Genomic DNA, 13116 nt, shown 5'->3' on the forward strand with positions numbered 1-13116 from the left:
CATCCGGTCCGGCTGCTCGGGCGACCAGGTCGGATGACGACTGCGTGGGGGCGGCGGGACGTCATCCGGGGTGGCTGTGGGGGCGACCAGGTCGGATGACGTCACCGGGCCGACCACCCGCGGGGGCACGCCGCGCGGGCTGCTGCTCCCAGCAGGCGCCGGTTCTGCCGAAGTGCTTGACATCACACGGTGGGGGCGGCACGCTACCGAAAGTCATTCGGATCCGAACGGATCTGCTGTGCCGTTGACCCGCCGTCTCGGGCCGTCCAGGAGAGCCACATGACCGAGCTCCAGCCAGCACCCCAGGAGACGCCCGAGACCGCGCTGCACCGCGGCCGTCTCGGCATCCTGGGCATCGTCTTCTTCGTGGTCGCCGCGGCGGCCCCGCTCGTCGGCATGACCGGCGCCGTGCCGGTGGCCATCGTGCTCGGCAACGGCGCCGCGGCACCGGGCGCCTACGTCGTCGTGGGCATCATCCTGCTGCTCTTCTCCGTCGGGTACGCCGCGATGGCGACCAAGGTGACCAACGTCGGTGCCTTCTTCGCCTTCGTCGGGCGCGGGCTCGGCATCATCCCCGGCGTCGGGTCGGCGTTCGTCTCGTTGGTCGCCTACCTCGCGGTGCAGCTGGCCGTGTTCGGCTTCTTCGGCGGCGTGGTGACCGGGCAGATGGCCGACAGCTTCGGCATCGAGTGGAAGTGGTGGGTCTGGACGCTGATCGCCTGGGCGGTCGTCACCGGCCTCTCGGCCCTGTCGGTCGACATCGGCGCCAAGGTCCTCGGTGTCCTGATGGGGATCGAGCTGCTCTCGCTGGTCGTGACCGCCTTCGCGGTGCTGCTCTCCTCCGACAAGCCCGAGGGCATCGACCTGGGAGCCTCCTTCTCCTTCGCCAACATCTTCTCCGGCGGCCTGAGCAGCACGGCGGGCATCGCGCTGGCGTTCGCCTTCGCCTCCTACATCGGCTTCGAGGCCACCGCGATCTACGGCGAGGAGTCCAAGGACCCGCACCGCACCGTGCCCCGCGCGACGTACCTCGCGGTCATCACGATCACCGTGATCTTCGGCTTCACCGCCTTCGCGATCGTCACCGGGCTGGGCGCGTCGACCGTGATCGACCGCACCGTCGAGCTCTCCACCGTCGACAAGGTGCCGCTGGCCAACCCGGCGAACGTGCTCTTCAGCGTCGCCGACACCTACGTCGGCGGCTGGATGAAGGAGCTGATGAGCTGGCTGGTGATCTCGTCGCTCTTCGCCGGCCTCCTGGCGTTCCAGAACTCCGCCGCACGCTACTTCTACGCGATGGGCCGCGCCGGCGTGCTGCCGCAGTCGCTCGACCGCGTCAACGGCCGGGGTGCGCCGTGGACGGCGACCGTCGTCACCTCGGTCATCTCGCTGGCGGTCATCGCGACCTTCGCGATCACCGGCCGCGACCCGGTCCTCAACCTCTTCTACTGGTTCTCCGGCCTCGCGGTGATCGCCATCGTCTTCGTGGAGATCCTGGTCTCGGTCGCCGTCATCGCGTTCTTCTCCCGGCACCGCGGCGAGGCATCGGTCTGGGCGTCGGTCTTCGCGCCGCTGCTGTCGATCGGCGGCCTGCTGGTGGGGCTGTGGCTGCTGATGTCGCGGTTCGCGCTGCTGGCCGGCACGGTGAAGGACGGCGTCGACCCGACGACGCAGCCCTGGGGTCTCAACGCGACCGGCTGGACGCTGGTGCTCGCGCCGTTCGTGCTCTTCGTGGTCGGCACGATCGTCGGCAAGCTGCGGCTCAGCGAGGAGAACGAGGACGCCGTGGCGGACCTCGTCACCTGAGTCACCAGGTCGTCACACGAGCGCGCGTACGGCGGGCCCCGGAGGACTCCTCCGGGGCCCGCCGCCTGCTCAGGAGAGCCGGCGTCCGGCCTCGACGAGGTGGCGGCACAGCGCGGGCACCTCGTCGACGCTGCGGCAGAACATCGCCGGCTTGAACGAGACGGTCGTGAACCCCTGCTCGAGCTGACGCGGCAGGTCCGCCAGCGCCTCGTCGACGTCGGCGACCGCGTCCGGGCCGTCGAACCGGCCACGGATGCCGCCGACCAGCTCGAGCTCGGAGAGGTCGCGGCCGACCTCCTGCATCCCGGCCGCGAGCCGGGCGAGGTCCTCGTCGGTCAGCGCCCCGAACGGGTCGAGGCCGCGGCCGTAGCGGGCGATCCGGCGTACGACGTGCGGCGGCATGCCCTGGCCGCCGAACCACAGCGGCGGCCCCTGCGGGGTGGCGGCGCCCGGCTCGAGCCAGACGTCGGTGAAGGGGAACCGCGGCCCGTCGTGGCTGATCGGGTAGGGCCCCCAGGCCTTCGCGAGCACCTCGAGCTGCTCGTCGAGGATCCGGCCCCGCTCGCCGAACGGGACGCCGAGGGCGGCGTACTCGTCGCGGCTCCAGCTCACCGTCGGCAGCACCACGAGCCGGCCCCCCGAGAGCAGGTCGAGCGTGCCGAGCTCCTTGGCCAGCAGCAGCGGGTGGCGCAGCGGGAGGATCACCGCGCCGGCCACCAGCCGCAGCGTCGTCGTGGCCCGGGCGATCGCCGACATCAGGACCAGGCTGCTGGGCCAGGGGTAGTCGGGGGACTGGTTGCCCGGTGCCGCGTAGTCCCGCGGGTTGTGCATCGGCCCCGCGGCCCCCGAGTCGCGGCCGAGGACCACGTGCTCGCTCAGCTGCACGGCGTCGATGCCGTGCGCCTCCGCGGTCACGGCGAGGTCGACCAGCCCGCCGAGGTCCCGGGGGTCGAGGATCGCCTCGTTCTCGGTCAGCACCATCAACCAGCGGACGTCGCCCATGCTGCTCCTCGACAGGCTCCTGGATCAGCCGAGGCTGATCCAGGTGGTCTTCAGCTCGGTGTACTTCTCCAGGGCGTGGCGCGACTTGTCCCGCCCGTTGCCGCTGGCCCTCATCCCGCCGAAGGGCACCGTCAGGTCGCCCTCCTCGTAGCAGTTGACCCAGACGGTCCCGGCCGGCACGGCACGGGAGACCCGGTGCGCGGTGCGCAGGTCGGACGTCCAGACCGCGGCGGCCAGCCCGTAGCTGGTGTCGCGGGCGAGGCGGACCGCGTCGTCGCGGTCGCGGAACGGGAGGACCGCGAGCACGGGGCCGAAGACCTCCTGCTGGGCCAGGTCGCTGTCGGGCCGGACCCGGTCGAGGACGGTCGGCTCGACGTAGGAGCCCCCGGTGCCGGAGAGCGTGCGGGACCCGCCGGCCAGCAGCCGGGCACCGGCGTGCTGGGCACGCTCGACGTGGCCGAGCACCCGGGCCAGGTGGTCCTCGCTCACGACGGGCCCCAGCCGCGTGGCCGGGTCCAACGGGTCGGCCGCCACCCACCCGCCCGCCTTGTCGAGGACCAGGCGGGTGAAGTCGTCGGCGATGTCCTCCTCGACGAGGAGGCGCGACCCGGCGGTGCACATCTGACCGGAGTTGAAGCAGATGCCCCAGGCGGCCGCTTCCGCAGCGGCGTCCAGGTCGGGGGCGTCGGCGAAGACGATGTTGGGGGACTTGCCGCCGAGCTCCAGCCAGACCCTCTTGAGGTTCGAGTCCGCGGCGTAGCGCAGGAAGTGGCGGCCCACCTCGGTCGACCCGGTGAAGGCGAGCACGTCGACGTCAGGGTGCAGCCCGAGGGCTCTGCCGGCGGTGATGCCGGTGCCGTTCACGACGTTGAGGACGCCGGGTGGCAGGCCCGCCTCGCGGGCCAGGGAGGCGACGTGCAGCGCCGACAGCGGCGAGAGCTCCGACGGCTTGAGCACGACCGTGCAGCCCACGGCGAGCGCCGGCCCGAGCTTCCAGCCGGCGAGCGTGAGCGGGAAGTTCCACGGCACCACGGCCGCGACCACGCCGGTCGGCTCACGCGTGACCAGCGCCAGGTCGTCCTCGCCGACGGCGGGGACCTCGCCCGCCTCCTTGTCGGCCAGCTCGGCGTAGAAGCGGATCGTCGTGAGGAGCGCGCGCAGCTCGATGCTCCACGCGTCGCGGATCGGCTTGCCCATCTCCAGCGACACCAGGAGCGCGATCGTGTCCCGGTCGGCCTCGATCAGGTCGGCCCAGCGCAGCAGCACCTCGGCACGCTGCCGGGGCTTCAGGCGCGGCCACGGGCCCTCGTCGAACGCCGCGCGCGCCGCCGCGACCGCCCGGTCGACGTCCTCGTCGGACGCGGTCGCCACCTCGACCAGGGTGCGGCCGTCGCGGGGGGAGACGATCGGGAGGGTGCCGGAGCCGGCCACGTCCTCGCCGCCCACCAGCATCTGCTGGGGGAGGATGATCGACGCGGCGAGACGGCTCCAGTGGCCGGCGTCCTCGGTGAACGTCGCGGTCACTCAGTCCTCCTCCGCCTCGACCGTGGACGGGTAGAGGTCCTTGCTGGGCGTCCGGATGCCGCGGAACTCCCAGTCGCCGCCGAGCGCGGTCGAGACGACCTCCTCGCTCTCGGTCGGCTGGGCGCCGACGTCGGTGCGGATCGGGGTCGGACCGGTGACGACGTGGTTGGTCAGGCGGCCGAGCCCGTCGACCTCGACCTCGACCACGTCGCCCGGCTGCACCGGGCGCGAGTTCGCCGGGGTGCCGGAGAAGAGCAGGTCGCCGGGGCTGAGCGTGATCGTGCGGGCGATGTCGGCGACGAGGTAGTGCATGTCCCACTCCATCTCGTCGGTCGACGCCTCCTGCTTGACCTCGCCGTTCACCAGCGTGCGCAACGTCTTGCCGCGGAAGTCCCAGTCCGTCACCAGGCCCGGGCCGACCGGCGCGAGCGTGTCCGACCCCTTGACCCGGAGCATCGACCCGGCGTCGGTGTCGCGGAAGTCGTGCAGGCCGTAGTCGTTGCCGATCGTGTAGCCGGCGATGTAGTCGCCGGCCTCGTCGGGCGAGACGTTGCGGCAGGTGCGCCCGATCACGATGACGATCTCGCCCTCGTAGTTCAGCCACCTGCAGCCGGCCGGGCGCACGATCGCGCCGCGGTGGGAGTTCAGCGCCGTCACGGGCTTGTGGAAGTACGTCGGCGCCGCCGGCAGCCGGGTCATGAACTCCTCGGTGCGGCTGGCGTAGTTCAGGTGCACCGCGATGATCTTGGTCGGCTCGGTCGGGGGCAGGTGGATGGCGTCGTCGACGGCCACCTCGCGGCCGTCACCGGCCACGAGGGTGTCCCCGTGGCGGACGACCTGGACGGCGGAGCCGTCGAGCAGGATGCGGCGCAGCTCGGTCATGTCGCGGCGCCCTCAGCCGGCCGCGGGCAGGTCGGGGCCGCCGCTCTGGCGCACGAAGTCGGGGTCCACCGGCGTCCGGTGCGGCGCCGGGAAGCCGCCGTCGGGCCGGTCGAACCACAGGTGGACCTGGCCGGTCCCGATCGAGTTCTCGTACTCGCCGTACTGCCGCGCGGTGGCGCGCAGGTCCGACTCGCCACAGGCGCCCGCGAGCATCAGGTAGTGCGCGAACATCGCCTCGGGCCGGAACGGCATGAACTCGTCCATGGTGTCGAGCACCCGGGCGTGGTCACCCTCCTTGAACCAGGCGATCCGGTCCAGGTCGGCGGCGTACGCCTCCTTGCTGTGGATGTGCGAGGGGTCGCTCGCCTCGTGGTCGCGCAGGTGGCGCAGCTTGTGGAAGGTGTGGGACAGCGCGCCGGAGGCGATCAGCAGGACCTTGCGGTCGCTGCGCGCGATCGCGTCGCCGACGGCGCGGCCGGCCCGCAGGAAGTCCTCGCGGTCACCGGTCTGCGCGACGCTGACCGAGACCCAGCGCTTGTCCAGGCCCTCGCCGAGGAACTTCCACAGGTTGAGCGTCGCGTAGTACATCGGCAGGTACGGGTCGTCGATGGCGGTGACCCACGTGCTGTGCTCCCTGCCGGTGTCCTCCATCGCGAACGCCAGCTCGGGGTCGCCGCGCCAGTCGTAGGGGATCCGACACATGCCGCGGGGGAGCTCCTCGGCGGTGAAGAGCCCGGCCCGGCGGTCCTGGGCGGTCACCACGAACTCGACCGTGGTGAACCAGTGGGAGTCCAGGACGACGACGGTGTCGTAGTCGAGCGTCTCGAACACGTCCGCGCGCAGCTGATGGAGGCCGGGGACCAGGGAGATCTCCTTGCCGTCGTTGAGCTCCAGCCGGGTCTCCGGCGGAAGCATGATCGTGGGGACGTGCGCGAGCAGACCCGCGCCGACGACCTCGCCCATGTCAGTTCCATCCTCTCGGTGCGAAAACCGTGTTCTTCACGTCGCAGTAGAAGTCGAAGGACCAGGTGCCGCCCTCGCGACCGATGCCCGACCGGCCGCTGCCGCCGAACGGCGCGGACAGGTCGCGGACGAAGAAGCAGTTGACCCACACGGTGCCGGCTCGGACCAGGCCGCTGACCCGCTCGGCCCGCTCCTGGCTGCCGGTCACGATGGTCGCCGCCAGCCCGTAGTCGGTGTCGTTGGCCATCGTCACGCCCTCCTCCTCGGAGGTGAAGCGCTGGAGCGTGAGCACCGGTCCGAAGACCTCCTGGCAGGTGATCTCCTGGGTGCGGTCGACGCCCTCGAAGACCGTGGGCCGGTAGTAGAAGCCGCCGGTGGCGGCGTTGAGCTCGTCGTGGGGGCCACCACCGAGGATCACCTGCGCCCCGTCGGCGACGGCCCGCTTGACGAAGCCGTCGACCCGGTCGAAGTGCGCCTTGCTCACCAGCGGGCCGATGTCGACCGACTCGTCGCGGGAGTCGCCCTGCCGGACCTGCGCGGCGCGCTCGAGGAACCGGGTGCGGAACTCGTCGTAGACGCCGTCCTGCACCAGCATCCGGACCGCGGCCAGGCAGACCTGCCCGGAGTTGTCGAACTGCTCGACGGCCAGGTCGACCGCCAGGTCGAGGTCTGCATCGTCGAAGACCAGCAGCGGGGACTTGCCGCCGAGCTCGAAGCTGACGGGGGTGGTGTTGCGCGCGGCGGCCTCGCCGATCTTCACCGAGGTGGGGACCGAGCCGGTGAAGCAGACCCGTCGTACGTCGGGGTGCGCGACGAGCGGCGCACCGGCCTCGACCCCGAGCCCCTGCACGACGTTGAAGACGCCGGCGGGCAGTCCGGCCTCGTGGGCGATGTCGGCGAAGAGGGAGGCGGTCAGCGGCGCCCACTCCGGCGGCTTGGCGACCACGGTGTTGCCGGCCGCCAGGGCCGGGCCGATCCGCCAGGTCGCGAGCATCAAGGGGGCGTTCCAGGGGGTGACGATCGCCGTCACGCCGGCGGGGTCCCACGTGACGTGGTTGCGGTGCCCGCGGGTGTCGAAGTCGGGATGGGCCAGGCTGCGCAGGTGCTCGGCGAAGAACCGGATGTTCATCGCCACCCGTGGCATCACGCCGCGCCGGTGCGACCGCAGCAGCGAGCCGTTGTCGCGGGTCTCCACCTGGGCGAGGTCCTCGATGCGCGCCTCGACCCCGTCGGCGACCCGGCCCAGGACGTCGGCGCGCTCCTCCGGGGTGGTCCGCGACCAGGTGGCGAACGCCGCCCTCGCGGCGGCGACCGCGGCGTCGACCTCGGTCTGGCCGCCCCGGCTGACGTCGGCGATCACCTGCCCGTCGAGCGGGGAGACGTCCTCGAAGGTCCCGGTGCCGGCGACCCGCTCGCCGCCGATCCAGTGGCGGGTGTCGACCTCGACGCCCGCGACGGTCACGATGCTCATGGGGACTCCGGTCGTTCGTCTGGTCAAGCGTGCAGGACACCGATATCGTTCGGACACAAACGTATTGCCGAGCGGCGGAGGCGTCAAGACATGTCAGGCAACCCCCTGGTGGTGGTCCCGGCCCGCTTCTCGGCGTCCGCCTCCGCCCACCGCTACCAGGCGTTGACCACGGCGCGCACCCTCTCCGAGGGCGTCCTGCGCGCCGGTGGAGAGCCGCTCGCCGTGCACCCCTGGGCGCCCGAGGGACAGGTGACCGCGGCCGACCTCGACCGACGCCTCGGCTTCGCCGACGCGGTGCTGCTGCCGGGCGGGGGCGACCTGGCGCCCGCGACGTACGGCGAGCCGCCCGTCAGCGACGAGGTCTACGACGTCGACGCGGAGCAGGACGCCTTCGACCTCGCGGTCGCCCGCTGGGCCGTCGAGCGGGGCGTCCCGCTGCTCGCGGTCTGCCGGGGCTGGCAGGTCGTCAACGTCGCGCTCGGCGGGGACCTCGAGCAGCACATGCCGCAGCCGCACCGCCACGTCGTCCACCCGGTGTCGACCGAGCCGGGGTCGCTGCTGGCGAGCGTGGTCGGCCCGACCGTCGCCGCGTCCTGCTACCACCACCAGCGTGCCCGCCGGCTCGGCGCCGGGCTCGAGCCGGTCGCCTGGGCGGCCGACGGCACCGTCGAGGGTGCGGTGCTCACCGACGCACCGGGCTGGTTCCTCGCCGTCCAGTGGCACCCCGAGGACACCGTCACCACCGACCCGGCCCAGCTGGCGCTCTTCCGCGCGCTCGTCGACGCCGCCCACTCCCGCTGAGGGTTGGTCGTGGGGAGTGGATGAATCCCCGGTCAGCCGGGGATTCATCCGGGGTTGTCAGGGGTTGCCTGACGTTGTCGGGGGTTGCAACCCCTGACAACGTCAGGCAGAGCCTGACCGGCTCGCCGCGATCGGGTGGCAGGTGGCAGCAACCAGCGCCGACCTCAGCACGTCCCACGGCCGACATCGAGTGGCCGACGATGCGCTGATGGTGCGGCCTTGCAGGTCGAGCGCTCAGGCGCCCTCGGCCTGCTTGACGACCGCCCGCAGCGACCGGGCCATCCTCAGCACGGCCTCCTCGCTCAGCGCCTGCGTCACGAAGACCTCCTGGGCGTTGAACGCCGGGAACAGCTCGGCCATCAGCGCCTGACCCTCGTCGGTGAGCGAGAGGAGCACGCGGCGGGCGTCCTGCGGGTGCACCTCGCGGTGCACGAGCCCCTTGGCCTGCAGGGTCTTCTGGACCCCGGTCAGGGTGCCCTTGGAGATGCCCGCCTCGTGGGCGACGTGCCGGCTCTCCACCTCGCCCCAGATCCAGATCACCCAGAGCACCACCCAGCCGGTCCAGGTCAGTCCGTGCTCGGCGAGCACGGTCCGCTCGAGGTGGTTGCGCACCGCGTTGGCCGCTCGGTAGATGTTCGACACCGCGGTCATCGCCGCCATGTCCACAGCCATCCCGTCGAGGCGGTCGGCGACGGCCTGCTCGGTGGCCTCGAGCGTGAACTCGCCCGACCCGGCGTCCCCGGCGGCGGCCGCGGCGCGGGCGTAGCGGCTCAGTGAGCAGGCAGCGTCGTCGCAGGGGCAGCGCTCGGGGTCGCACTCGTCGGTGTGCGGCGGCCCGCCGTGGCCGCCCGGCAGGGGGGCGGTGTCGTCGGCGGAGCGGGGGAGCCTGGGCACGCCGTCATCCTAGGCAGGTCGGGCCGAGGCGCCGGGGTCCGCGGTGGCCACCTGCGCCACGAACGCGTCGACCAGGCGACGGGCGCGCTCTTCGGCCGCCGGCGCCTCGTGGGCTGTGCGAGCACGCAGCTCCTCCACGTCGATCCCGTGCGACTCGATGTACTGCCGCCCGCCGTTGGCCAGCCAGCCGTCCAGCATGGGCGGCGTCAGCTCGGGGTGGAACTGCACGGCCAGGGTGCGCCCGAGCACGAAGGCCTGCTCGGCGGCCGGCGTGCGGGCGACCACCCGGGCGCCGGGCGGCGCGACCCACCGGTCGTGGTGCCACTCGAACCAGGGCCCGGCCCCGACCAGGCCCGGGTCGTCGGTCTCGATCGGGTACCAGCCGATCTCGGACTCCTCGGCGCGGACCACGGAGCCGCCCAGGGCGGCCGCGACCGCCTGCCCGCCGAAGCAGATGCCGAGCACCGGGACGCCGGCCTCGTGCGCGCGGCGCAGGAAGGTCAGCTCCTCCAGCACCCAGGCGCCGATGGTGCTGTGGTCGTAGACCGACCACGGCGCACCCATCGGGACGAGCGCGTCGTACTCCTCGGGGTCGGGGAAGGTGACGCTGACCGCGGGGTCGTGGAACCGGTCCTCTGGCACGACGAGGAGCTCCTCGACGTCGTACCCGTGCGCCGCGAGCTGGTCGCCGATCGTGCCGACCGGCGAGACGTGGTCGTGCTGGACGAACAGGACGCGCATCCGGGCTCCCTTCCCCGGCACCACGGGCCGGAGGTCAGGCGGAAGGACCCTTCCCAACGCCTGGCGGGGCCATTACAGTGCCTCCATCGTTCGGTCCCGAACGATAGCACGGATGCACACCCGGGAGATCCCCATGAGCCAGGCTGACATCGCCGCCCTCGTCGACGACCTCCGGTCGCGCGGCATCGACGTGATCCGCGTGTCCTACCCCGACCTGATCGGCGTGGACCGGGGGCGCGACGTCCTCCTCGAGGAGCTCGAGAGCGCCCTCGGCCACGGGATCGCGTTCTGCCGGGCGGTCTACCACACCACCCCGATGGGCGACGTCGTCCCGGTCGCCGGCGGGATCGAGGCCGGGCTCCCGGACATCAAGGCCGTGCCGGACCTCGCGACCCTCACCGACCTGCCGTGGGAGCCGGGCGCGCTGTGGTGCCTCGCCGACACCCACGCCGAGGGCGGTGGGCCGGCCGAGGAGTCGCCCCGCGACGTGGCCCGCCGGGTCTCCGCGATGCTGGGTGGCCTCGGGCTGCGGGCGGTCGTCGGACCGGAGCTGGAGTTCTACCTCCTCGAGGAGTGCGAGGGCACCCCGGGCTGGCGGCGCTACGCCGACGCGCCGGGCAACGTGTACGTCGTGGGCCGCAAGGGCGACCCGAAGGGCGTGCTGCTCACGATGCTGCGTCACCTGCGCGACGCCGATCTGCACGTCACCGCCGCCAACCACGAGTTCTGCGGTGGCCAGTTCGAGATCAACCTGGACCACTCCGAGATGGTCGACGCCGCCGACCGCGCGTTCCGCATGAAGTCCGCGGTGCAGGAGATCGCCCGCTACGAGGGCATGCTCGCGACCTTCATGGCCAAGCCCTTCAACGACGAGGGCGGCAGCGGCTTCCACCTCCACGTCTCGCTGGTCGACGAGGCCGGCGACAACGTCTTCGGCGACCCCGACGGGCAGGACGGGCTGTCCGATGTCGGCCGGCACGCGATCGCCGGCGTCCTCGCCCACGCGCCCGCGCTCGCCGCGATCCTCAACCCGACCATCAACTCCTACAAGCGGTTCGGTCCCGACACCCTGGCGCCGTGGCTGATCGACTGGGGCCTGGACAACCGCAGCGCGATGGTCCGGATCCCGCCCGAGCGCGGGCCCGGCTCCCGGATGGAGGTGCGGCTCGGTGACGCCACCGCCAACCCCTACCTGGCGATCGCCGGCGTCTGCGCCGCGGCCTACCTCGGCGTGCGCGACAAGCTGGAGCCGCAGGCGGCCCTCGAGGGCTACGGCTACGACCCGGAGGCGGCGCCGATGCTGCCGCAGTCGCTGCCCGAGGCGCTGGACGCGCTCGAGGCCGACACCGAGTTCGGCGAGGTCGTCGGCAGCTACTTCGTCGAGTCGTTCCTGACCTACAAGCGCAACGAGGTCGAGCGGTTCAGCCGGTTCGTCACCGACTGGGAGTTCCGCGAGTACGCCTACCACCTGTGAGCCGGCGATCGTGACCGACGCCGAGGCCGGGCGGCCGCTCTCCCTGCGCGACGAGCGCGCCGAGGCGCTGGAGCACGGCGTGCAGCTGCTGCGGCGGTCGTGGCACTCCTTCGACGAGCCGCGACCGCACCAGCCGCCGATCTCCCCCGAGCGGCGCTCGCTCCTCCGGGCGCCGCTACCCGAGCAGGGGATCGGCGTGCGGGCCGCGCTCGACGAGGCCGACCGGGTGCTGGACGAGAGCCTGGCCCAGTCGCGCCCGCGCTTCTTCGGGTACGTCGGCTCCTCGGGCCTGGAGTCGGCGGTCCTGGCCGACGCGCTCGCGATCTCCCACGACGTCAACCTCGCTGCCGAGTCGGCGGCGGCGTACCTCGTCGAGCAGCAGACGCTGCACTGGGTGGCGGAGCTGGTGGGCTACCCGGCCGGGGGCGGCACGGTGACCAGCGGCGGGATGGTCTCCAACCTGACCGCCCTGATGGCCGCCCGGACGCGGGTCTTCCCCGACAGCCGGCGCGCGGGGATGGCGGGGACCCGGGCCGCGGTCTACGCGAGCGCCGAGGCGCACTCGAGCGTCGCGCGGGCCGTCGAGGTCCTCGGGCTCGGGAGCGACGCGCTGCGCGACGTGCCCATCGACGGCCGGCGGCGGATGGACGCGTCTGCGCTGGCCGCGGCGATCGCCGCCGACCGGGCCGCCGGCGTGACGCCGATGGCCGTGGTCGCCACCGCGGGGACGACGCTGACCGGCAGCGTCGACCCGATCGGCGCGATCGCCGACGTGGTCGACGGCACGGGCGCCTGGCTCCACGTCGACGGCGCCTACGGGCTGCCGGCGGCGTGCAGCGAGCCGGCCGGCCGGCTCTTCGCGGGCCTCGACCGCGCCGACTCGGCATCGGTCGACGCACACAAGTGGCTGTTCGTGCCCAAGGCGTGCGGGATCCTCCTGGTCCGCGACCCGGCCACGCTGCGGGACGCCTTCCGCCACGACGCGGCGTACATGGTCGAGGAGGAGGGCTACGTCCACCCCGTCGACGGCACCATGGAGTACTCCCGCCCGTTCCGCTCGCTCAAGCTCTGGACCGCCCTGCGCGCCCACGGCGCCGTGTCGTTCCGCCGGTCGATCACGACCACGATCGGGCTGGCCCGGGACCTGGCCGAGCTGGTGCGGGAGCGGCCGGGGCTCGAGCTGCTCGACGGCGCTCCCGAGCTGTCGACCGTGCCCTTCCGGCGGCTGCCCGCCACGGGCGACCCCGACGCCCACAACCGGCGCCTGGCCCGGGCCCTGCAGGAGGACGGCCGGGTCTACGTGACCAGTGCCGTCATCGACGGGGTGACCTACCTGCGTCCGTGCGTGGTCAACTTCCGCACCACGCTCGCCGACGTCGAGGCGCTGGTCGACCTCGCCGACGAGCTGGGGCGGGAGCTGGACGCCGGCTGACCGGCGGTGAGCTGGCCACCGAATCGAGTGGTCGAAGGGTGGATGAGTCACCGCCGGCCGGGGTGGGCGCGGGTGGGCGGTGAGCCGGACACCGATGCGGGCGGCGAGCCGGTGGCTCACGCACCG

General features: G+C 72.8%; 11 protein-coding genes. 4 read left to right on the forward strand and 7 right to left on the reverse strand.

Annotated features, from left to right (window positions below; genetic code table 11):
• Positions 1-279 precede the first annotated feature (279 nt).
• Positions 280-1806: an APC family permease gene (locus ACILRH_RS08490; protein ID WP_395692379.1), complete on the forward strand. Its 1527-nt coding sequence runs from the start codon at positions 280-282 to the stop codon at positions 1804-1806.
• A gap of 69 nt (positions 1807-1875) precedes the next feature.
• Here ACILRH_RS08490 and ACILRH_RS08495 read toward each other — a convergent pair whose 3' ends face one another.
• From ACILRH_RS08495 to ACILRH_RS08515, 5 genes are read right to left on the reverse strand one after another with little or no spacing between them, the layout of a single operon-like run.
• Positions 1876-2808, reverse strand: a complete 933-nt coding sequence (locus ACILRH_RS08495) for a TIGR03619 family F420-dependent LLM class oxidoreductase (RefSeq protein WP_395692381.1) — start codon at positions 2806-2808, stop codon at positions 1876-1878.
• 24 nt (positions 2809-2832) lie between these two features.
• Positions 2833-4332 carry an aldehyde dehydrogenase family protein gene (locus ACILRH_RS08500; protein ID WP_395692382.1) on the reverse strand — a complete coding sequence of 500 codons (1500 nt, stop codon included), beginning with the start codon at positions 4330-4332 and terminating at the stop codon, positions 2833-2835.
• On the reverse strand, positions 4333-5214 hold the full coding sequence (locus ACILRH_RS08505; RefSeq protein ID WP_395692383.1) for a fumarylacetoacetate hydrolase family protein: 882 nt from the start codon (positions 5212-5214) through the stop codon (positions 4333-4335).
• Positions 5215-5226: 12 nt separating this feature from the next.
• Positions 5227-6177: a catechol 1,2-dioxygenase gene (locus tag ACILRH_RS08510; protein WP_395692384.1), complete on the reverse strand. Its 951-nt coding sequence runs from the start codon at positions 6175-6177 to the stop codon at positions 5227-5229.
• A gap of 1 nt (position 6178) precedes the next feature.
• Positions 6179-7648: an aldehyde dehydrogenase family protein gene (locus ACILRH_RS08515; protein ID WP_395692386.1), complete on the reverse strand. Its 1470-nt coding sequence runs from the start codon at positions 7646-7648 to the stop codon at positions 6179-6181.
• 90 nt (positions 7649-7738) lie between these two features.
• Here ACILRH_RS08515 and ACILRH_RS08520 point away from each other — a divergent pair, with 90 nt between their 5' ends.
• Entirely contained in the window at positions 7739-8449 is a 711-nt protein-coding gene (locus ACILRH_RS08520) for a gamma-glutamyl-gamma-aminobutyrate hydrolase family protein (protein WP_395692388.1), read from the forward strand.
• A gap of 234 nt (positions 8450-8683) precedes the next feature.
• On the opposite strand, the gene ACILRH_RS08525 is transcribed toward ACILRH_RS08520, so the two are convergent.
• A complete protein-coding gene (locus ACILRH_RS08525) occupies positions 8684-9343 on the reverse strand; it encodes a MarR family winged helix-turn-helix transcriptional regulator (protein WP_395692390.1) in 660 nt (219 codons plus the stop codon).
• 9 nt (positions 9344-9352) lie between these two features.
• A complete protein-coding gene (locus tag ACILRH_RS08530) occupies positions 9353-10084 on the reverse strand; it encodes a type 1 glutamine amidotransferase (protein WP_395692392.1) in 732 nt (243 codons plus the stop codon).
• A 133-nt stretch (positions 10085-10217) separates the two neighbouring features.
• Between ACILRH_RS08530 and ACILRH_RS08535 the strand changes: the two genes are divergently transcribed.
• Together ACILRH_RS08535 and ACILRH_RS08540 are read left to right on the forward strand one after the other, a co-directional pair.
• Entirely contained in the window at positions 10218-11558 is a 1341-nt protein-coding gene (locus tag ACILRH_RS08535; protein ID WP_395692393.1) for a glutamine synthetase family protein, read from the forward strand.
• A 10-nt stretch (positions 11559-11568) separates the two neighbouring features.
• Complete coding sequence (locus ACILRH_RS08540) at positions 11569-12990, forward strand: pyridoxal phosphate-dependent decarboxylase family protein (protein WP_395692395.1); 1422 nt, start codon at positions 11569-11571, stop codon at positions 12988-12990.
• Positions 12991-13116 lie beyond the last annotated feature (126 nt).

This window comes from Nocardioides sp. (assembly GCF_044226765.1).
Lineage (GTDB): Bacteria > Actinomycetota > Actinomycetes > Propionibacteriales > Nocardioidaceae > Nocardioides.

Excerpts from the sequence above, each read along its gene's own strand:
- ACILRH_RS08490 (WP_395692379.1), top strand. The coding sequence starts at position 280 with ATGACCGAGCTCCAGCCAGCACCCCAGGAGACGCCCGAGACCGCGCTG.
- ACILRH_RS08495 (WP_395692381.1), bottom strand. The coding sequence starts at position 2,808 with ATGGGCGACGTCCGCTGGTTGATGGTGCTGACCGAGAACGAGGCGATC.
- ACILRH_RS08505 (WP_395692383.1), bottom strand. The coding sequence starts at position 5,214 with ATGACCGAGCTGCGCCGCATCCTGCTCGACGGCTCCGCCGTCCAGGTC.
- ACILRH_RS08510 (WP_395692384.1), bottom strand. The coding sequence starts at position 6,177 with ATGGGCGAGGTCGTCGGCGCGGGTCTGCTCGCGCACGTCCCCACGATC.
- ACILRH_RS08515 (WP_395692386.1), bottom strand. The coding sequence starts at position 7,648 with ATGAGCATCGTGACCGTCGCGGGCGTCGAGGTCGACACCCGCCACTGG.
- ACILRH_RS08520 (WP_395692388.1), top strand. The coding sequence starts at position 7,739 with ATGTCAGGCAACCCCCTGGTGGTGGTCCCGGCCCGCTTCTCGGCGTCC.
- ACILRH_RS08530 (WP_395692392.1), bottom strand. The coding sequence starts at position 10,084 with ATGCGCGTCCTGTTCGTCCAGCACGACCACGTCTCGCCGGTCGGCACG.
- ACILRH_RS08535 (WP_395692393.1), top strand. The coding sequence starts at position 10,218 with ATGAGCCAGGCTGACATCGCCGCCCTCGTCGACGACCTCCGGTCGCGC.